Source organism: Ruminococcus sp. YE71, from assembly GCF_900119155.1.
In the GTDB taxonomy this organism is placed as follows: domain Bacteria; phylum Bacillota; class Clostridia; order Oscillospirales; family Ruminococcaceae; genus YE71.
Map to the genome: position 1 here is coordinate 214,399 of NZ_FPIR01000005.1, position 20,927 is coordinate 235,325.

The 20,927-nt window shown below is 51.2% G+C and carries 20 protein-coding genes; 16 read left to right on the forward strand and 4 right to left on the reverse strand.

The window, feature by feature from the left end; genetic code table 11:
- The first annotated feature begins 104 nt into the window (after nt 1-104).
- The 9 genes from BT142_RS06825 to BT142_RS06870 all read left to right on the forward strand — a co-directional run bounded on the left by BT142_RS06825 (nt 105) and on the right by BT142_RS06870 (nt 7,671).
- Nucleotides 105-1,289, forward strand: a complete 1,185-nt coding sequence (locus BT142_RS06825) for an SGNH/GDSL hydrolase family protein (RefSeq protein ID WP_242871935.1) — start codon at nt 105-107, stop codon at nt 1,287-1,289.
- Nucleotides 1,290-1,442: 153 nt separating this feature from the next.
- A complete protein-coding gene (gene proC, locus BT142_RS06830; protein ID WP_072417457.1) occupies nt 1,443-2,240 on the forward strand; it encodes a pyrroline-5-carboxylate reductase in 798 nt (265 codons plus the stop codon).
- Between the two features lie 45 nt (nt 2,241-2,285).
- Complete coding sequence (locus BT142_RS06835; protein ID WP_072417458.1) at nt 2,286-2,891, forward strand: hypothetical protein; 606 nt, start codon at nt 2,286-2,288, stop codon at nt 2,889-2,891.
- A 178-nt stretch (nt 2,892-3,069) separates the two neighbouring features.
- Nucleotides 3,070-3,507 (forward strand): HIT family protein, encoded by a 438-nt coding sequence (locus BT142_RS06840; RefSeq protein WP_072417459.1) that lies wholly within the window; start codon nt 3,070-3,072, stop codon nt 3,505-3,507.
- Between the two features lie 66 nt (nt 3,508-3,573).
- The gene (locus tag BT142_RS06845) at nt 3,574-4,386 is read left to right on the forward strand and encodes a YesL family protein (protein ID WP_072417460.1); all 813 of its coding nucleotides are present in this window, start codon (nt 3,574-3,576) and stop codon (nt 4,384-4,386) included.
- A 1-nt stretch (nt 4,387) separates the two neighbouring features.
- The gene (locus tag BT142_RS06850; RefSeq protein WP_072417461.1) at nt 4,388-4,864 is read left to right on the forward strand and encodes a P-loop nucleotide/nucleoside kinase family protein; all 477 of its coding nucleotides are present in this window, start codon (nt 4,388-4,390) and stop codon (nt 4,862-4,864) included.
- 374 nt (nt 4,865-5,238) lie between these two features.
- The gene (locus BT142_RS06860; protein WP_072417463.1) at nt 5,239-6,483 is read left to right on the forward strand and encodes an adenosylhomocysteinase; all 1,245 of its coding nucleotides are present in this window, start codon (nt 5,239-5,241) and stop codon (nt 6,481-6,483) included.
- Nucleotides 6,484-6,573: 90 nt separating this feature from the next.
- Nucleotides 6,574-7,044, forward strand: a complete 471-nt coding sequence (locus BT142_RS06865) for a putative ABC transporter permease (RefSeq protein ID WP_072417464.1) — start codon at nt 6,574-6,576, stop codon at nt 7,042-7,044.
- A gap of 15 nt (nt 7,045-7,059) precedes the next feature.
- Nucleotides 7,060-7,671, forward strand: a complete 612-nt coding sequence (locus tag BT142_RS06870; protein WP_072417465.1) for a ribonuclease H1 domain-containing protein — start codon at nt 7,060-7,062, stop codon at nt 7,669-7,671.
- Between the two features lie 385 nt (nt 7,672-8,056).
- Here BT142_RS06870 and BT142_RS06875 read toward each other — a convergent pair whose 3' ends face one another.
- The 3 genes from BT142_RS06875 to BT142_RS06885 form a co-directional block, all read right to left on the reverse strand.
- On the reverse strand, nt 8,057-9,463 hold the full coding sequence (locus BT142_RS06875) for a S1C family serine protease (protein ID WP_084659364.1): 1,407 nt from the start codon (nt 9,461-9,463) through the stop codon (nt 8,057-8,059).
- Nucleotides 9,464-9,473: 10 nt separating this feature from the next.
- On the reverse strand, nt 9,474-10,769 hold the full coding sequence (locus tag BT142_RS06880; RefSeq protein ID WP_242871936.1) for a sensor histidine kinase: 1,296 nt from the start codon (nt 10,767-10,769) through the stop codon (nt 9,474-9,476).
- Nucleotides 10,770-10,896: 127 nt separating this feature from the next.
- Nucleotides 10,897-11,598 (reverse strand): response regulator transcription factor, encoded by a 702-nt coding sequence (locus BT142_RS06885; protein ID WP_072417467.1) that lies wholly within the window; start codon nt 11,596-11,598, stop codon nt 10,897-10,899.
- Nucleotides 11,599-12,181: 583 nt separating this feature from the next.
- Between BT142_RS06885 and BT142_RS06890 the strand changes: the two genes are divergently transcribed.
- The 7 genes from BT142_RS06890 (at nt 12,182) to BT142_RS06920 (ending at nt 20,524) form a co-directional block, all read left to right on the forward strand.
- Nucleotides 12,182-12,469, forward strand: a complete 288-nt coding sequence (locus tag BT142_RS06890; protein ID WP_072417468.1) for a co-chaperone GroES — start codon at nt 12,182-12,184, stop codon at nt 12,467-12,469.
- A gap of 34 nt (nt 12,470-12,503) precedes the next feature.
- Nucleotides 12,504-14,144, forward strand: coding sequence for a chaperonin GroEL (gene groL, locus BT142_RS06895; RefSeq protein ID WP_072417469.1), 1,641 nt, complete (start codon nt 12,504-12,506; stop codon nt 14,142-14,144).
- A 289-nt stretch (nt 14,145-14,433) separates the two neighbouring features.
- A complete protein-coding gene (locus tag BT142_RS06900) occupies nt 14,434-15,936 on the forward strand; it encodes a sensor domain-containing diguanylate cyclase (RefSeq protein WP_072417470.1) in 1,503 nt (500 codons plus the stop codon).
- On the forward strand, nt 15,933-17,201 hold the full coding sequence (locus BT142_RS06905; protein WP_072417471.1) for an ABC transporter substrate-binding protein: 1,269 nt from the start codon (nt 15,933-15,935) through the stop codon (nt 17,199-17,201). Before BT142_RS06900 ends, BT142_RS06905 begins: the two co-directional genes overlap by 4 nt.
- Before the next feature lie 63 nt (nt 17,202-17,264).
- Nucleotides 17,265-17,735: an HD domain-containing protein gene (locus BT142_RS06910; RefSeq protein ID WP_072417472.1), complete on the forward strand. Its 471-nt coding sequence runs from the start codon at nt 17,265-17,267 to the stop codon at nt 17,733-17,735.
- Between the two features lie 463 nt (nt 17,736-18,198).
- A complete protein-coding gene (locus BT142_RS06915) occupies nt 18,199-18,768 on the forward strand; it encodes a hypothetical protein (protein WP_072417473.1) in 570 nt (189 codons plus the stop codon).
- A 91-nt stretch (nt 18,769-18,859) separates the two neighbouring features.
- Nucleotides 18,860-20,524: a hypothetical protein gene (locus BT142_RS06920; RefSeq protein ID WP_072417474.1), complete on the forward strand. Its 1,665-nt coding sequence runs from the start codon at nt 18,860-18,862 to the stop codon at nt 20,522-20,524.
- Nucleotides 20,525-20,762: 238 nt separating this feature from the next.
- On the opposite strand, the gene BT142_RS18655 is transcribed toward BT142_RS06920, so the two are convergent.
- Nucleotides 20,763-20,927 (reverse strand): transposase (locus BT142_RS18655; protein WP_175444910.1); only part of this gene is annotated, 165 nt, incomplete at its 5' end.

Genomic DNA, 20,927 nt, shown 5'->3' on the forward strand with positions numbered 1-20,927 from the left:
TGACTTAATTGTAAATATTATACCACAATCTCTTGATTATTTCAAGTTGATGTGATATAATTATTGTGTTGAAAAACCTTTGTTACTGAACATCGGAGGGGTATATGAAAATTAAGTCGATGCTCACGCTCTTCTGCTGTGCGGCGGTCGGGATGACCTTGCTGTCGGGCTGCGGAAAGGCGGAAACAGAAAAAAATAACGAAAACGGAGGAAACAAGGACATGACTCATTTGACAGCAACCAAAGAATACGTAAAGCAAATAGGCAGAACATACATGATAGACGACACGCTCTGGATGGCTCTTTCGGGTACGGGCATCGAGTTCGAGTACACGGGCAAGAACCTCACCCTCGAACTTGAAGGCGACGGCGCGGCTTTCCCGGGGATAGGCGACAATCAGGCAAGATACGCGGTGTTCGTTGACGGTGAACGCGTTGCGGACGACGTTCTCACCGAGCGTGAGAAAAGCGTCACCGTTCTCGAAAGCGACACCAAAAAGAGCGTTACCGTTAAGTTCGTGAAGCTCTCGGAATGCGCTATGTCTACCATCGGCATCAAGGGCATCGACCTTGGCGAGGGCGGCAGTGCAAAGCCCACCGCTCAGAAGGCGCACAGGATAGAGTTCATCGGTGACTCCATAACCTGCGGATACGGCGTTGACGACGAGGACGAGAGCCACCACTTCAAGACCGCCACCGAGGACTGCACCCTCGCTTACGCTTACAAGACCGCACAGCTGCTCGACGCGGACTACAGCCTGTTCTCCGTGAGCGGCTACGGCATAATCTCGGGATACACCGCTGACGGCAAGACGAAGATACCCCAGCAGACGATACCCCAGTACTACGGCAGCCTCGGCTTCTCGTATCAGGGCTTCAAGGGCAGCGAGATGCCCCAGAACATTGACTGGGATTTCTCGAAGTATCAGCCCGAACTCGTTGTCATAAACCTCGGCACCAACGATGACAGCTACTGCCTCGGACAGAGCGAGCGCATGGACGAGTACTCGGCGGAATATGTGAACTTCTTAAAGACCGTCCGCGAGAAGAACCCCGACGCTCAGATACTCTGCACAGTCGGCATCATGGGTCAGCGCATCTTCCCCGCGATAGAGATGGCGGTCTACACCTACAAGAAAGAAACGGGGGACGAGAAGATATCGAGCTTCATGTTCGACGCGCAGAAGCCCGAGGACGGTCTCGTTGCAGACTATCACCCCACAGCAGTCACCCACGACAAGGCGGCTGCCGCTCTCACCGAAGAGATAAAGAAGATAATGAACTGGTAACAATGCAAAGCTGTCCGTAATTTCGGACAGCTTTTGCTTTTTCATGCCCAAAAGTGAACTTTTATTGAAAACATAGAAATCGCCCTTGATTTTTTGTGTAATTTGTATTATAATTAAAGATGTATAATTTTTCCCGAAAGGAAGTAATTTTTTATGATAAAAGTAGGATTTATAGGCGCAGGAAACATGGGTTATGCCATCATGAAGGGCATCTCCAACGCTCAGGGCATCGACGCGGAGCTGTTCGTTTACGACAGCTATGAGCCTGCCCTCACCAGAGCCGCGGAGATAGGCGCGAAGGCTTGTGCCGACGGCGCCGAGGTAGTCCGCTCTGCCAAGTACGTTTTCCTTGCGGTGAAGCCGCAGCAGCTCGATGAGGTGCTCGATGTCATCGCTCCAGCTGTGACCGCCAACACCGTTATCGTGTCGATATGCGCAGGCATCACCGACGAATACATCGCATCCAAGACCATCGCGGGCGCAAAGGTCGTGCTCGTAATGCCGAACACTCCCCTGCTGCTGGGCGAGGGTGCGACCGCACTTTCCCGTGCCGACAGCGTTACCGATGAGGAATTCGCGGCGGTATGCGGCATCTTCGGTGAGTGCGGCGTTTACGCTGTCATCCCGAAGGACAAGATGAAGGAGATAATCGCCATCAACGGCTCCTCCCCTGCGTTCATCTACCTGTACGCACAGTCCTTCATCAGGTACGCAGAGAGCGTCGGCATCGGCGCGGACGTTGCGACAGAGCTTTTCGCAAAGTCGCTCATCGGCTCCGCAAAGATGATAACCGACAGCGGCAACAGCATCGACAAGCTCATCGAGATGGTCTCCTCAAAGGGCGGCACCACCATCGCAGGTCTCGAACAGCTCAGGGCGGGCGGTCTTGACGAAGCCGTTCAGAACTGCTGCAAAGCCTGCACAAAGCGAGCTTACGAGCTGAGCAAGTAATAATTTCCCTTTCCGCCGCATATCATCACTCAGGTGGTGATGCTCATGCGGCAGAGATATGTATTTTCGGACAGACCCTCACGGGGGCTGATACTGTTCACCGTCATGTCGGCGGCGGCTCTTTTCGGGACGCTGTTCGGGACGATGTGCTGTATGCGCACCGAAACGCGGCTGTCACAGCTGTTCATATCGGTGCAGGAGCAGGCTCTCGGTCTGCGCCGAAACGGCGAATACACGAAGATCATGCTGGTGTCCGTTTCGGAGAACGCGGCGTTTCTGGCAGCGGCTTTCATGCTCGGACTGAGTGCGGTCACGCAGCCTCTTGAACTGGCGCTGCCGTTTCTCAGAGGGATCGGCTTCGGGGTGCTGCTGACGGGGGCTTTCTCGGGCGGCGCTTGCAGACGGACTTTCCTGACGGCGGCGGCGGTTTTCCCGAACGTGTTCATCTCGCTGATAGTGACGGTGCTCGCCTGCCGCGAAGCCATGTACCTGTCGGACAGACTGACGGCAGTCTGCTTCCGCGACAGGATAACCGACGGCATGGCAGAACGGGTGAAGCTGTATTCGGCGAGGTTCGCAGGGCTTCTCGCTGTTTCGGCGGCTTCGGCGGCGATAGAATGCGCACTCGCAAAACTGCTTATGTGTACATAAAAACGGACTTTAACGGCACGCATGACGGTGTCGTAAAAAAACGGCTGATGAGCAGTTTGTCCCGGGATCTCAGGGTCAAAAGGCATTTGTCAGCACCCCTTTTTATCTATACTATGCTGATTCAACAGATCGATATTTGTCGGAGGAAATTATGTGCCTGATATGAGAACGGATCGAAATGATAAAAAATGGCGTGAATCCTTATTTTGTAAAGGAGCTTGAGACCGGATATGCAGTGTTAGGCGATAATCAGCATTTTTGCGGCTATACGCTGTTTCTATATAAGCACCACGGAGACAAAACCGAGCTGTTTCATCTTGACCGTGCAGAGCGCTCGAAGTTCCTTGAAGAAATGACGATAGTTGCCGAAGCTGTGTCAAAGGCATTTGGTGCTGAGAAGATAAACTACGAGCTGCTCGGTATGGGTGATGCTCATCTTCATTGGCATTTGTTCCCGAGGATAAGCGGAGACATTGAAAGCTATGGAAACAATGGCAGAGGTCCTGTCTGGTGGTATCCTATGGAGAAAATGTATTCCGATGACAACAGACCAAGCGAGGAACAGCTTGTGAATATGAAACGAAAGCTGCTTGATGAATTAGAGAAATTGCTGTAAAATTTTTCATAGAAACTCTTTTGTCGAAAGAGAATAATAATTTTTGATTTGTAAAGGAAGTATAAAATGGGATTTTTCGGAAAAGACCAGCCGGGGCGCGGCGTGCCCAAAGCCCCGATGGAGAAAAAAGGCATCTTCAAATTCACCGAGGTCTACGGCAGACGTATGTGGCAGCTGATGGGACTGAATCTGCTCTATCTCCTGTCGATAATACCGATCGTGACCTTCGGGCCTGCTACCTGCGCCATGACAAAGGTCGCACGCAACTGGTCGCAGGAGCGCAACGCCTTCCTCTGGGCAGACTTCTGGGAAGCGTTCAAGAAAAACTTCAAGCAGGGCTTCATCATGGGGCTTATCGACATCATCGCCGTTGTGGGCTTCTCGGTGGCGATACCCACCTACAACGCCTGGGCAAAGGAGATGCCCGTGTTCTACGCGGTGCTGGCGGTATGTCTTGCCTGCTGTATCGTGTTTTTCCTGATGCACTTCTACATCTACATGATGATAGTCTCCACCACCCTCTCGCTGCCGAAGATAGTCAAGAACGCATTTTTCCTTGTGAGTCTCGGCGTGAAGAACAGCCTGTGGACTCTGCTGGTATGGATAGTTGTGACCGCTCTGGTGATGTTCTCCTTCCCGATATCCATTTTCATCATCATCTTCTGGCCGCTGTCGTTCCTGTGCTTTGTGACCTGCTTCAACTGCTACCCAATCGTGAGGAAGTACGTTATCCAGCCCTACTATGACCAGCGCGGCGAGGACAACCCCGAGTTCGACTACCTGAAGACCGAGGGTGAAGCCATCTTCGAGGACATGGGCGGCAAGGAGACCCCTGTTCAGCAGGAGAAAAAGCCCAAGAAGCCCAAGAGGATATCCTGATATGTCAAGGATGATACTGCTGTGCGGACGGATCTGCACAGGCAAATCCACCTACGCGGAACGGCTTCGGAAGGAACTGAACGCCGCAGTGCTGTCGGTGGACGAGCTGACCCTCGCGCTGTTCGGACAGGACGCAGGCGAGATGCACGGCACTTATGTTGAGCGGTGCGAGAAGTTTCTGTTCGGCAAAAGTCTTGAGCTTGCCGAATGCGGCATAAACGTCGTGTTCGATTTCGGTCTGTGGACGGCTGAGGAACGCAGACAGGCGCGTGGATTCTACGCGGCGCACGGCATCGAATGCGAGATACACTACATCCACGTCCCCGACGAGGAATGGCACAGGCGCATAGAAAAACGCAACGCCGATGTGCTGGCGGGCAAGACCTCGGCATACTACATCGACGAAGGACTGGCGGAGAAAGCCGCACGGCTTTTTGAGCCGCCGACAGAAAGCGAGATAGATGTAAGAGTTAAATAAGCTCCGAACTGCGGAGAAGATGATAATCATCTCTTCTCAAAGAACTACGATGATCGACTGCGGTAACGGGACGATCGAATATTGTGAGATTGTTTTTGACGAGACTGAATCGACTGCATACTGCGGCAGTCGCCCGTATACATCTTCCAAAGGCGAAAAAGTGACCGCAGAAACAAACGATAAACATATCATGAAGATATATTTTGTGAGCGGTCCGCCTGACAAAAAATCATCTACTACAGTTATGATGCCTATCTGTACGTATTCGGTTATGACGGAGATCATTTCGTGATAGCACATGACGCAGGCATCATAATACTGAAACGCAGATAATACTATATTTAAATAAAATATATTGAAAGGACATAAAAAGCATGAGCGAGATAAGAGACATTTCCCTTTGGGAATCGGGCGAGCGCAAGATCGAATGGGTGCGCCGCAATATGGACATACTCAACAGCGTTAGAGAGGAATTCGAGCGCGAGAAGCCTTTCACGGGGCTGAAAGTCGCACTGTCTGTTCACCTCGAAGCCAAGACCGCATACCTCTGCAAGGTGCTTGCGGCAGGCGGCGCCGAGATGTACGTCACGGGCAGCAATCCCCTTTCGACACAGGATGATGTTGCGGCTGCACTTGTTCACGACGGTCTGAACGTGTTCGCATGGCACGCTTCCACACCCGAGGAGTACCACAGACACATTTCAGAGGTGGTAAAGATCGGCCCGAACATTATCATCGACGACGGCGGCGACCTTGTGAACATGATACACAACGAGTACCCCGAGCTTATCCCGAACGTGATAGGCGGCTGTGAGGAGACCACCACGGGCATCATCCGCCTCATCGCCATGAACAAGGCTGGCGAGCTGAAATTCCCGATGGTGCTTGTGAACAACGCACGCTGCAAGTACCTGTTCGACAACCGCTACGGCACGGGTCAGTCGGTATGGGACGGCATCAACCGCACCACAAACCTCATCGTTGCAGGCAAGAACGTAGTCGTAGCAGGCTACGGCTGGTGCGGCAAGGGCGTTGCTATGCGCGCAAAGGGTCTCGGCGCTTCGGTCATCGTCACCGAGATAGACCCCGTAAAGGCTATGGAGGCTGTAATGGACGGCTTCAAGGTCATGAAGATGGAGGAAGCCGCAAAGATCGGCGACCTGTTCGTGACCGTGACGGGCTGCAAGGACGTTATCACCGACAACAGCTTTGCGAACCTCAAGGATGGCGCGATACTCTGCAACGCGGGTCACTTCGACTGCGAGGTGGCTGTGGCTAAACTGCGCGAGCTCGCGGTCGAGGTCTACGAGGCGAGAAACAACATTCAGGGCTATAAACTTCCCGACGGCAGAACGGTGTTCACCATCGGCGAGGGCAGACTCGTGAACCTTGCCGCAGGCGACGGTCACCCTGCCGAGATCATGGATATGTCCTTCGCGATACAGGCGCTCTCGGCGGCGTATCTCGTGAAGAACAAGGGCAGTCTGACCGACAGGATCATCACCGTTCCCGAGGAGATCGACAACGAAGTCGCAAGACGCAAGCTCGGATTCTGGGGCGTTGAGATCGACACCCTCACACCCGATCAGGAGAAGTACCTGAACAGCTGGCAGGTCTGATCGCCCGGTAACATTTTTTTCCCGATCACTGCGACTAAAACAGCGCATTTGTGCAATAATATCACTATACCGATCTCGGGGAGTGATATTATGCGCAGAGGGCTGACAGAGATGCTGAAGCCTCTCACGGTTTTCATTGTGGGAGGCTTTGCTTACGGACTGATAGAGGTGCTGTCGCGAGGTTACACGCACATTTCGATGGGCGTGCTGGGCGGAGCGGCGATGTGTCTGATACACAAGCTGAACTCAGGTCAGAGGTCTGTGCCGAAGGTCGCGGTCAGGACGCTGCTTTCGGCGGCGTTCATAACCGTGCTGGAGCTTATCACGGGGGAACTGCTGAACGTCAGGCTCGGTATGCACATCTGGGACTATTCCTCGATGCCGCTGAACCTTGACGGGCAGATATGCGTTCTGTTCTCGGTGATATGGTTCGGGCTGTCGGCGGCAGGGACAGTCCTCGACGACATCGTCCGAGCGGCGATCTTCAGCGAACAGCTCAGGCTCCCGAAACTCCGCGGCGGCAGACATTCAACACCCATCGAACAGCCCGAGAGGATATAAAACAGGAGGAATACAATGACGGCAAAGAAAAAATACTACGCCGTAAAAAGCGGCAGGATACCAGGCATATACGAATCGTGGGACGACTGCAAAAGGCAGGTTATGGGCTTTTCAAGCGCGGTCTACAAGAGCTTCACCACACTTGAGGAGGCGGAAGCCTACATAGGCGCAGGCTCGCAGCCCGACCCCTACGCGGCTGTTCCCGATGAGGACAGGATACAGATATACGTTGACGGCAGTTTCGACTCGCACACGGGGGCATTTTCCTACGGAATGGTCGTGCTCCGCGACGGCAAGGAACTGACCGCGAACAAGGCGTTCAACATCCCTTCGATGGCGGCTATGCACAATGTTGCGGGCGAGATAATGGGCTCGATGGCGGCGATGCAGTACTGTATCGAAGAGGGCATCGAGGACGTGATAATCTTCTACGACTATGAGGGTATCGCAAAATGGGCTCTCGGCGAGTGGAAAGCCAACAAGGAAGGCACCCAAAAATACGCCGCCTTCTACAACAGCATCAAAGACAAACTGCACGTAGAATTCCGCAAAGTGCGCGGCCACTCGGGCGACAAGTACAACGACATGGTAGACCTGCTGGCAAAAAAAGCACTGGGTCTTAGATGAGATCTGATTGCTGTCTGCGGGTTTTCTTCTTGGGGGAGACCCTTTTGAAAAAGGGTCTTCCCCCAAACCCCCTCACTAAAACTTTTAATACTTTTTGGCTATTGGGTGCTTCTTCCTGACTTTGTGCAGGTCGGGGAGATAGTAATTCTTCTGTTATATAGCTTGCCTTTGCCAAAAAGACGTTCAATGGTGCATAACGCATCAGTTTCGGAATTCATCAGACAGTCTCTCATGAAATGGAGAGATCCTATCTTCCCCACCACACCCAACAAACGACATATTAAAAGTCTTTGGAAGGGGGTCTGGAGGAGAACCTTTCTTCAGAAAGGTTTCCCCCAGGGAAAAAAAGCCCCGAAGCACCATAAAATGCTTCGGGGCAATAGTTTTACTTTGACTCGGATTCGTCGTCTTTTGAGCGCTGAATAGCGGTTTTTTCGGAGTTCAGCTCGAAAGTTACCTCAAAGTACTCGCCCTCGCCCTTGACGTAGTTGCCGTCTTCGTCGAGCACGGGTCTGTAGACCTTGAAGGTCATCTCGTCGCCTGCCTTCATTTCCTTCATGAGTTCGGTCACGTCTTCGATGGTGGTGGTCTTTTTGCCGTTCATCTCGGTGATGATGTCACCCGCCTGAAGATCGGTCTTTGCTACGTTACATTCGGGGTCGATCTTCTGCACGGAAATACCGGGAACGATGCCGTATTTCTCAGCGGATTCCTCACTGATCGCGTAGTAGTAGATGCCTACCCTGCCCTTGTCGGGCACGAAACCGTCGGACATCAGCGCCTCGATCACGGGCTTAGCCGAGTTCGTGGTTATCGCAAATCCGATGTTCTCGTAGGTCGAAGCTATCAGCTTTGAAGAGGTGATGCCGATCACCTGACCCCACATATTGAACAGCGGTCCGCCCGAATTTCCCGGGTTTATCGCCGCGTCGATCTGTATGCACTGCATGGGAGTCGCGCTGTACTCGGCGCGAATCATTCGGTTCAGACCCGAGATGATGCCCTTGGTCACACTGTTGGAGTAGCCCGCAGGCGAACCGACCGCCACGACCTCGTCGCCGAGTTCGCAGGTATCCGAGTCGGCGAACTGCGCAGGCGAAAGACCTTCCGCGCCGATCTTGACTATCGCGATGTCGGTAGGTTCATCCATCGCCACAAGTGTCCCCGAGAACTCGCGTTCGTCGTAGAGGATAACGGTCATGCCGTACTTTGCGCCGCTGACAACGTGCGCGTTGGTGATGATGTAGCCGTCCTCCGACATGATGATGCCGCTTCCCTGATTTGTGGGCGTGAACACGTTCTGAGTGTAGACATTTATCTGCACGACGCTGGGCAGGACAGCTTTTGCGAGACCTGCGGCGCTGTAGGTGCCGTCCTCGTTCATGTACTTCTCATCGAGAACGGGAGTGTCGGCGATGGGCATCGTGAAGTTGACGCCGCTTTTGCTCTTCCAGTGGAAGAGGTTCGAGAAGCTGCCCTTTCCGCGCTGGATCACGGCGATGTACGCGAACATCGACAGCACTATCGCCGAAAGAAGCAGAATCCAGATCAGCATCTTCGGGAAGGAGCGCACCCTGACTTTTTTTGTCTCCTCCCAGAAATCGACGTCATCGGCGGGTGGGATGAAGTTTATGTAGTTCAGACTGTCGGGAGCGTCGTTTTTTTCGGCAGTTTCGGTAACGGCGAACTGCTCTGCGGCTGTTCCTTCGGTCTGTTCAGCAACAGGCTCTGAGGTCTGTCCCGTCACAGGCTCATTCACATTTACACCGTTTTCGGCATTGAAATCTTGCATAATGTCACCCTCAGGAAATATCCTTGTTCGGCAGCGAGAACATGAATTCGGTATACTCGTTTACCACCGAGCGCACCTGTATCTTGCCGCCGTGCAGCCTGATTATCGACTTTACGATGTTAAGTCCGAGACCGACGCCCATAGCGTCCATACCTCTCGACTTATCGGTCTTATAGAAACGGTCGAACACCAGCGAAAGCTCTTCCTGTGAAAGACCCTCGCCGCTGTTGCGAATGTAGATTACGGTAAGATAGCCTATCTCCTCGAAGTGGAAGCTGATATATCCGCCGTCGTCAACGAACTTGATGGCGTTTTCCAGCAGATTGTAGACCACCTGATGGACAAGGTCGCTGTCCGCCCAGAGGTAATAGCGCTTATCGGTATCAAGTCCCCTGACCTCGATGTGCTTTGCCTCAAGGCGTTTCTCGAAGGTCACGAGGGTATCGATGATAGGATCGAGCACCGAGAACTGAGTGAAGTTCGGCTTCAGCTCGCCAGCCTCGATCTTCGCGAGGTTGAGCATCGACCGCACAAGTCTGGTCAGTCTCTGAACCTCTGAGGAGATGATCTTCAGGTAGTGATCCTGCTCCTCGGGGGGGATAGTCTTGTCGAGCATACCGTCAACGAAGCCGCCGATAGAGGTCATCGGCGTTCTCAGCTCGTGCGAAACGTTTGCGATGAAGCTGTTACGCATGGTATCGTAGGATTTCAGCGAAGCCGCCATCTCGTTGAACGCCGAAGCGAGGTCGTTGTACTCCTTCTCGGGGTAGCCGGGCAGCTGAATGTCGAAATCGCCGCGGCCGATCTTCTTTGCCGCCTCTGACATCTCGTTGATCGGCGCTGTGAGCTTGATGCTCGAAAGGTAGATTATTGCCATGGAAATACCGAGCACGATCGTTGCCGAAAGCGCGAATATCTCCATTATATCGTGAGTATAGTTATTCATCGAAGGTTCCGAATTAACTGCGACAAGCAGATATTTAGGGCCGTTTCCCGAAAGCATCTTACCGACGGTCAGGACATCCCTATTGAGCAGTCCGCCAAAATCGCTGCGGACGGAGGTTGGGGAATCTCCGAACTGTTCTATGAAGTCCTCATTTATCTTGCTGTATTTCAGCGGCTCACAGAGTTCGCTGACTTCACCGCCTATGATAAATGAACCGTCGCTCGAGAAAAGCAGCAGATCACAGCCTGTATTCTTTGAATACTCATTGACAGCGTACTGAGACACTCTCGTCCATTCATCGGGCATAGAAGTAAGGTTGCCGACGATGACATTCGAGACGTTTCCCACACACCGCTTCATTTTTTCTTCTTTTTCCCCGTTAAAGTAATTTGAAGAAATAAGCAGTAATACTGCGCCTAATGCAATGAAGCTTATCAGTATTACTGCTGTACAGATCAAAAAGTATTTAAATAACAGACTTCTCCGTTCAATCATTATTCTCGGTCACTTCAAATTTGTATCCGACACCCCAAACAGTCTTGAGCGACCACTGATCGGACACGCCTTCGAGCTTCTCTCTGAGTCTCTTTACATGAACGTCGATAGTTCTCGAATCGCCGTAGTACTCAAAGCCCCATACTTCGTCAAGAAGCTGGTCTCTGGTGTAAACGCGGTTCGGGTTGGAAGCGAGGTGGAACAGAAGCTCAAGCTCCTTCGGGGGAGTATCGAGCACCTGACCATTGACTTTGAGCTCGTATCTGGTCATATTGACCGACAGCTTGTCGTACTTTACTTCCTTTACCTCAGCCTCGCCCGAGGACTGACCTACTCTGCGGTATACAGCCTTGATACGGGCAATAACTTCCTTGGTGTCGAAAGGCTTAACGACATAGTCGTCCGCACCGAGCTCAAGACCAAGCACCTTATCAAAGGTCTCCTGCTTAGCGGTTATCATGATTATCGGAACGTTGGACTTCTTTCTTATCTCTCTGCATACCTGCCAGCCGTCAATACCGGGAAGCATGATATCGAGCAGAATGATATCGGGCTTGAGAGCGTTGAACTTAACAACTGCCTCCTCACCGTCGTGAGCGAGAATTACTCCGTAGCCGTCCTTTTCGAGATAGAGCCTGAGCAGCTCACAGATATTCTTATCATCATCAACAACAAGTACCCTGCCTAATGACATATTCTATATCCTCCTAATTCTTGATTTCCGGACGCGATGATTCTCATTTATGTAACAGCGTCCATTTTGTTGAATATCTTATTTGTATACGCAGTTTTGGTATTGCTTTGTGCGTAATCCCCAATATTTTAACGCAGCTATACCAAATTTATAATTGATACCTTTATTATAACAAATTCACAAACAAATTTCTTGAACTTTCATATAATATTTTATTAATAAATCGTAAACAAAATCCATAATACGACATACTAACACTAATATATATACTATATACTATTTTACTACAGATTATATCATTTGTCAATAGCTTTGGTCGTTTTTTATCGGTATAATTTGTGTTAACAAAACAAATACTTGCGAGAAAACTGCATAGAAATTTTTGCACATCCCGCATGGTGTTGTGCAAGTCTACAAAATTTGTAAAAACCCCAAAATACCCCTTGCATTTTTCCGAAAAGGTGATAAAATATAATTAGCACTCAAAGAGTATGAGTGCTAACACTTTAGAGGCTCGTCTGCTAAACGGACTGCCTTTAAAATTCGTATAAAGCTAATATTTTTATTAAAGGAGAGATCTTAAATGACTATCAGACCGTTGCTCGACAGAGTAGTTATCAAGAAGGTCGAGGCTGAGGAGACCACCGCAGGCGGAATCATCCTCACCGCAGCCGCAAAGGAAAAGCCGCAGGTAGCGGAAGTCGTAGCAGTAGGCGAGGGCGGAATCGTTGACGGAAACGAGGTCAAGATGTACCTCAAGGTCGGCGACAAGGTACTCGCTGCTAAGTACAGCGGAACAGAAGTTAAGCTCGACGGCGTGGAGTACACAATTCTCAAGCAGTCGGACATTCTCGCGATCGTTGAGGACTGATCGCAATATATTGACATACGGAGGTTGATTTATAATGGCTAAGGATATAAAGTACGGCGAGGACGCAAGAAAGGCTCTTCAGGCAGGTATCGACAAGCTGGCTGATACCGTAAAGATCACACTCGGACCCAAGGGCAGAAACGTTGTTCTCGACAAGAAGTACGGCGCTCCCCTCATCACCAACGACGGTGTTACCATCGCTAAGGAGATCGAGCTTGAGGACGCTTTCGAGAACATGGGCGCACAGCTCGTTAAGGAAGTTGCTACCAAGACCAACGACGCAGCAGGCGACGGCACCACAACCGCTACTCTGCTTGCTCAGGCTCTCATCACCGAGGGTATGAAGAACATCGCAGCAGGCGCTAACCCCATGATCGTCAAGAAGGGTATGCAGGCTGCTGTTGACGCTGCTGTAAAGAGCATCGTTGACAACTCCAAGACCGTTTCGGGCAGCGAAGACATCGCAAGAGTTGCTACCGTTTCTTCCGCAAGTGAAGAGGTCGGCAAGCTGATCGCAGAGGCTATGGATAAGGTAACTGCTGACGGCGTTATCACCATTGAAGAGTCCAAGACCGCTGAGACCTACAGTGAGGTAGTTGAGGGTATGCAGTTCGACAGAGGCTACCTCTCGCCCTACATGGTCACCGACACCGAGAAGATGGAAGCTGTTATCGACGACGCTCTCATCCTCATCACCGACAAGAAGATCTCCAACATCCAGGAGCTCCTGCCCCTGCTTGAGCAGATCGTAAAAATGGGCAAGAAGCTGCTCATCGTTGCTGAGGACGTTGAAGGCGAGGCTCTCTCGACCCTTATCCTCAACAAGCTCCGCGGCACCTTCACCTGCGTTGCAGTCAAGGCTCCGGGCTTCGGCGACAGAAGAAAGGATATGCTCCAGGATATCGCTATCCTCACAGGCGGTCAGGTAATCACTTCCGACCTCGGCCTTGAGCTGAGCGAGACTACAGTTGAGATGCTCGGTCAGGCTCGTCAGGTTGTCGTTCAGAAGGAGAACACCATCATCGTTGACGGTGCAGGCGACAAGGAAGCTATCAAGGAAAGAGTTGCTCAGATCAAGGCTCAGATCGAGAACTCCACCAGCGACTTCGACCGTGAGAAGATGGCTGAGCGCGTAGCTAAGCTGTCGGGCGGCGTTGCTGTTATCAAGGTCGGCGCTCCCACCGAGATCGAGATGAAGGAGAAGAAGCTCAGAGTTGAGGACGCTCTCGCTGCTACCAAGGCTGCCGTTGAAGAAGGCATCGTAGCAGGCGGCGGTACCGCTCTCGTTAACGCTATCCCCGCTGTTCAGGAAGTTCTCGACAAGCTTGAGGGCGACGAGAAGACAGGTGCAGCTATCGTGCTCAAGGCACTTGAGGCTCCCGTTCGTCAGATCGCTGCTAACGCAGGTCTTGAGGGCAGCGTTATCATCGACAAGATCATCCGCTCCAGAAAGGTCGGCTACGGCTTCAATGCTTACAGCGAGGAGTATGTTGACATGATCCCCGCAGGCATCGTTGACCCGACTAAGGTAACAAGAAGCGCACTCCAGAACGCAGCTTCCGTTGCAGCTATGGTACTCACCACCGAGAGCCTTGTAGCTGACATCAAGGATCCTGCTGCTGACGCTGCTATGGCTGCTGCTGCGGCAGGCGGCATGGGCGGCGGAATGTATTAATAGAACGCTGCGTAAAATTTAACGCATAAATGACCGTGAGGGAAAGCTCTTCCCTCACGGTTTTTGTTTCATCTGAAAAATAACAACGTTTTCGTTCCCGTGTTTTATGGTTTTCTGACAGTTTTTTGCATGAAAACCTTTACAAATGGTTGAAAATGTGATATAATATATGTGAATATCTATATATATCAGATAATTTGTGACCTGTCCGCACAGTTTTCGGACACGTTACATTACGATATTACGCAAAATTTCACGAATTCCGAGAAACCGCGGAAGGAGTACGGGAATGACTAACAGGAACAGACACAGACAAAGCATGAAGCGTATCAGCATCGTGCAGGTCTTTATGATAGTCGGCTACGCGATCATCGTTGTGGCTTCACTGACCATCGTTACAAGGCTCGCACTGAAAAAGACCGACGAAGTGCTCCAGAACAAGGTGCTCTCGCTGACCTCATCGCTGAACGTTCAGATGAAACTCAATATGGACAGCTACCTTTCGAGGATGGAAACGATGGCTACGCTGGCGTTCGGCGAGAAAAGCTCATACACCTACGACGCTTCCGATCCGAACAACGACGAGTACGAGGCTATCAATACCGAGAAGGTCATAACCGAAAAGCTGTTCAGCCTTTGTATCATGGAGAACTTCGTTGATTACGGCATCGTGTACCGCAACAACCGCACCGTCGGGAAGATCTCCAACGCCACGAATGCGCTGTTCGGCGACAGGATTTTCACCGAGCTGAGCTCGATGATCTCACGTGAGCGCACGAACGACGGCTGGTTCACGGGTTACGGCGGCGACTTCAAGAGGATATACTATGTAAAAAAGGTACACGACAACGCTGTGCTGGTCATCTCCTTCTACGCCCACGAGCTCGACAGCGTGTTCGATAACCCCGAGACGCTCAGCGATATGGAGATACGCCTTGTCAACAGCGACTACAACATCCTCTTCTCCGAGGACAACAGCGAGATAGGAGAACCCCTGCCCGAAAGCATCCTGACAAGGATAAAGGATCAGACTTCCGCATCCGTTATGGACGACGAATACCTCATCTCGGTAAACAAGTGCGACGACTGGTTCGTGGTATGCTCGATACCCACAAAGATAATACTCAATGAGAAGAACGACATGACACGGTATATATATATGGTAAGCTTCCTGGCGGCGATCGTCGCGGTGATAGTGGGAATGTACCTGTCATATCTGCTGGTTTCCCCTGTAAAGAAGGTAGTCAAGACCCTCGACACAAAGGCGCAGAACGACCTGCTGACGGGTCTGCTGAACAAGCTGACCTTTGAGGAGTTCTCCGCAAACTGCCTTGCAAGCTCCCTCGACTCGGAGAACAGGGCGCTGGTCATCATCGACCTTGACAACTTCAAAGGCGTGAACGACACCTTCGGTCACGCGGCTGGCGACAAAGTCATCGCGGAAACGGGCGACATCATGCGCGAGGTATTCTCGGACGACGACTACCTTGGACGTATCGGCGGCGACGAATTCTGCGTGATGGTGAACAAGCGTTTCAGCGACCCTGCCGAGTTCAGACAGTACGTCAGCGACCGCTGCACGAAAGTGTCCGAAGCTATGGCAGAGTTCAGTTCCGAGAGCGGCTACAGCGTTTCGGCAAGTATCGGCGCGGCGCTCTTCCCTGCCGACGGCAAGGACTTCGAGACACTGTACAAAGCCTGCGACACCGCCCTCTACCGCTCGAAGAAAACAGGCAAGAACAAACACAGCTTCTACGACGAGACTATCACGAAAGGCGGCGAGGACTCATGAGGAAAAGACTGACCGCTGTCCTGCTTTCGGCGTCGATGCTGTGGGTCGGTTCCTGCGGCAAGAGCGAAGCCGTCCTCCGCGAACAGAAGGAACAGACCGAGATAACCCTTTCGTGGTGGGGCAACGACACCCGAAACGAATACACCCTCGAAGCCGTCGCACGCTTCGAGAAGGCGCACCCCGATATAAAGGTAGTTTGCAGCTACTCCGAATGGTCGGGCTACGAAGCGCGTAATCAGATACGCATGGTCTCGGGAACCGAGACGGACGTTATGCAGATAAACGTCGGCTGGCTGTCGCAGTACTCCCCCGACGGGCACGGCTACTACGACCTTGAGACGCTGAAAGACGTCGTTGACCTGTCCAATTTTTCGGACGAAATGCTCGGTTACGGCAGGCGCGGCGGTATTCTCAACGCCATCCCGATAGCCATGAACGCCGAGACCGTGTACATAAACAAGACCATCTACGACAAGTACGGGCTCGACATCCCCACCACATGGGACGACCTGTTCAGTGCGGCAGAGGTGATGTCGGCAGACGGCGTTTACCCCATCTCGGGCTCGAACAAGAGCATTTGGCTCTACTGCATAGCCTACGCCGAACAGACCACAGGCAGACAGTTCTTCACGGAGAACAGCGAGATAAACTTCGGCAAAGAGGACTTGCAGCTGATGATAGAGTTCTACAACAGGCTGGTCAACGAGAACGTGATGCCGAAGGTCGAGGACTATCAGCGGTTCAACCTCGACAACGGGGTGTACGCGGGTTCGGTGGCGTGGGTGAGCGACGCGCTCAACTACTTCACGAATCCCATCGAGAACGGCGAGGAGATCGTCGCCGCGCCCTACACGGCTGCCGAGGGGCAGTTCAGCGGAATGGGCTGGTATGCGAAGCCTGCCACCCTCTACGCCATCAGCAAGAACACCGACCACCCGAAGGAAGCCGCGATGCTGCTGGACTTCATGCTCAATTCCCCCGAATGGGCGGAGCTGCAAGGTGTCGAGAAGGGCATCCCCATCAGTTCGGCGGCGAGGGATTCTCTGCGCGACGCGGGGCAGCTGGAGGGCATCCAGTTTGAAGCGTCGCTGGTGATGGAGACGAACGATCACATTCAGCCGATGGATCCGACCATCGAGAACGCCGACCTCTACAGCGGTTTTGTCGATGCCTGCAACCTCGTGCTGTTCGACAAGGCGACCGCCGAGGAAGCGGCACAGCAGCTGTACGACACGTACAAAGAGACATACACCATGACAAAATGAAACAAAGCCGCTCGGTAAACGGGCGGCTTTGAGCCGTTAAAACTGCGGAAAGGAGAAAAGATCATGCCCGACAGAACAGACCGCATGATAAAAAAGTACGGCAGTGACATACTCGGGTCGGAGGGGATGAAACGCGAGAAGGAGTTCATCCAGCACGGGTCGGTCAGTGTCTACGAGCATTCGCTGAACGTGGCGAGGATGAGTCTGCGGATCGCGCTGATGCTGGAAAAACGCGGCATAAGGATCGACAAGCGTTCGCTGGTGAGGGGTGCGCTGCTGCACGATTATTTCCTGTACGACTGGCACGAAGCGCCGCTGACCCTGCAAAACCCACTGAAAATGCACGGCTTCACCCACGCCGCCGCCGCGCTGAAAAACGCCGAGCGCGACTTTCTCCTCAGCAGGCGCGAGCGCGAGATAATCGGCAGACATATGTTCCCGCTGAACATCCGACCGCCCCGCTGCCGCGAAGCCGCCATCGTCTGCTGCGCTGACAAGATCTGCGCTGTTTGGGAGACTGTTTCGGGGAGGTGAGTGCGGGTTTTACCGTGGGAAACCTTTCTGAAGACTTTTAATATGTTGTCAGGTAGGTGTGTAGGAGACATTTGAATTTTACCGTTTCATGACCGAGGACTTTGAGTTCTCGGTCTTTTTGTGTACATAGTCATCTTGGTTAACTAATTTGTTAATAAGAAAAAAATATATTAAAGAGTATTGGCAAATTATGTCACGATATGTTATGATAAGTTTGTTGAAAAAAAATTGAACATTATGTTATCTTTTTGGTAACTTTTATCAAGAAAGGACTGACGGTCATGACCATGCGTGTTTCAATGCGATATTACAGCACTTTTCAGCAGGCTGACTGCTGCCTTTTCAATGTCATTCTTTCGTTTGCAAAGCGTATTCGTCGGGATAACTGTGTCCCGATGCGTGCGCTTTAATTTTTGTAACCCGCGGTGAAACGCCGCAAATCTAAAATATAGGAGGATTATTTATGAAAAACAACCTGAAAAAAGTTACGGCAGGACTTCTTGCACTTTCACTGGTAACGGGCACCGTGCCTGTACAGCCGATCGCAGAGCTGTTCACAAATCAGACAGCAATCACAGCAAGCGCCGATATGGCGGGCGAGCCGTCATGGACTTCCAACTATTATTCCTTTAATGAAGCAAATTTCTTCAAATTAGGTAACAGATACTACCGTCCGTCAAGCAGCAACAAGTACGTTCAGTACAACCATAACAATACATCAAGTTCTTCATATAAACTTGAATCGTTAGACACCTCCTCCGCTGCTTATCTGAGTGCGTCCGACGGTTGGGTATACTTTAACAATACTTATAAGATCTGCGCTTATAATGATTCCTTCGGTACTGTTGTTGGTGTTGTAAGAGCATACGGCGCTGGTAGCACAAGCGATCCGTTGTGGTTCTACCCTGTTTATAAAGACGACTGCAACAACTATTTTGCGGTATATGACGATAAAACTATCCCCTTTAGCATAACAAGACCGGGCGATATATTCCTGCCTAACAGCTATAATAATATATATATACTTCGATAACAGAGGCAAGAACACTTACACCGGTGTGTATGGTGAAAACCATGAGTATAAAAATAATTGGTCCTACAAGTATATTGACTCTAACACAAGATTGTATCAGATCAACACACCCGTCAACGGGGACGTTGTTTTCAAGACCGATGTAAAGCACATCAATAATGCGACATTAAACACTGATCTGACCTATAATAGGAGTTCGCAGTTCCCTGCAAACTTTGACTATCAGGTAGTAAACAATACTAAGGGTCCGCAGACTAATACGGGCAACTACTCTTCCACGATCGTCGGCACGGGTCAGTATTTCGGAAAGAGATCTTTCACCTGGTCGATCAAAGCTAAGACTGTCAACAACCCCACGATCCAGCTCTCGCAGAGCTCTTTCGTTTATGACGGCACCGAAAAGAAACCCACCGTTACCGTCAAGGACGGCAATGACGTCATCCCCACGAGTGAATATTCCGTTCATTATTCCAACAATGTAAATAAGGGCACGGCAACTGTCACTATCAGCGACAACTCAGGCGGCAACTACACCCCCTCGGGAAGCACCACCTTCACCATCACCAAGCCTGTTGCAACACCCGCAGGCACCTTTACTTCGGACGGACATACCTACAATATCTACAGCGGCACAAGCGGATTCCTTGATGTTACTGACATCAAAGAAGGCGATGTACTGTTAAAGGGTACTAAGATCTACGGTCAGTTCTTCCTGAAAGACCCCGATCACATTTACAATGACGAAACAAAAACGGGCGGTCTGTGCGATATGCGCTACTCTAACGGAACATATCCCCTTGACCACAGCGTTAAGGTAAATCAGGCATACGGCTACGAAGACAGACCCTATATCGAGGTCGGCGTTACAAAAGAGCTTGAAGATGTTACCGGCACCAAAGTTTCCGAGTACACCGATGAAAACGGCACTCACAACGTCTATGACGGCGGTCTCGTAAGATCCGATGCTATCGAGCTGGGCGACGTTGTCAAGGCAGGCACTACCGTTGTTAACGACGGCTACGGCTGGTTCCTCAACAAGAACAGCTGGAAAGATTATGTCCACAACCAGACCGAAGGAAACGGTCTGAAGAATATGCTGGAGTTCGGCAAAGTCTTTAACTTCAATTTTAACGGCAAGTGCATTTACCTGAACGATTTCAGAAAAGCAGAAAATCCTTTAAATAAGGTTGACATCATGTTCGCTTCCGATGTTATCGACATCTCGACTGCCGAACTTGACGAAGACACTTTCACATTCAACGCCGATGAGCAGTTCCCCACCATCAGGGCAGGCGAGACAGAGCTTGTTAAGGACACCGATTTTACGATCGAGTCGGGCGACGCCGAGATGACCGAAGCAGGCACCTATGTCACCAACATCATAGCCACAAGTCAGGACGAAAACTACGGCAAGAAAACTGCCAATGGCGAGAGTAACAAGTACTACGGCAGCAAGGAGTTCGGCTGGTCCATCAGGGCAGAGTCGGAAGAGACCGAATATTACAGCGATCTGGGCGTATTCTGCGCGATCGAGAAGGGCAAAGATAAGAACAAGCAGAACCAGCTGCTCTTCGAGGCGAACGATTATACGATCGGCATCTGGGATCTCAACGCTAAGACTGCGGACGCGACCAATGTTGCTCTCGGCTACAAGACTACCACCAACTGGAACGACGCTATCAAGGACATCATTATCCTCGTAAGTGATTCCGCTGATCCCGACGATGAAGTCGATCGATTAAAAACCACGCAATAGCGCGGTTTGCGGGGTTCACGAAACTGGGTTGGCCCCAATTTGGCCCCACAAAAACAACAGTTGCAGAAAAGGACCCTATGTAGAATTATAAAGGAGCTGTCGCACCATCAGCACTCCCTCTCAATATCCGCACATCAAACCCGTCAAATACAATGCTTTGTAAAATAGGCATTTTCAGCGCGCACACCCCCAAGCCCTCTTCAAAAAGAGAACTCGGGGGTGTTTTGTTCTGTTGGTTTTATGCCGATTTTAGTTCAAAAAGAGATATTCCGAGTCGGTTTCCCGAGATCTTCGTAAAAAGTTTCTTTATGTTGTATGCCAGCCCGAGCAAAATGAACTCTGTTTTGATGTTGTTTTTGCCCCTGCAAAGGAATCTTCTGAAGCCGTGATCTTCTTTCAGCAC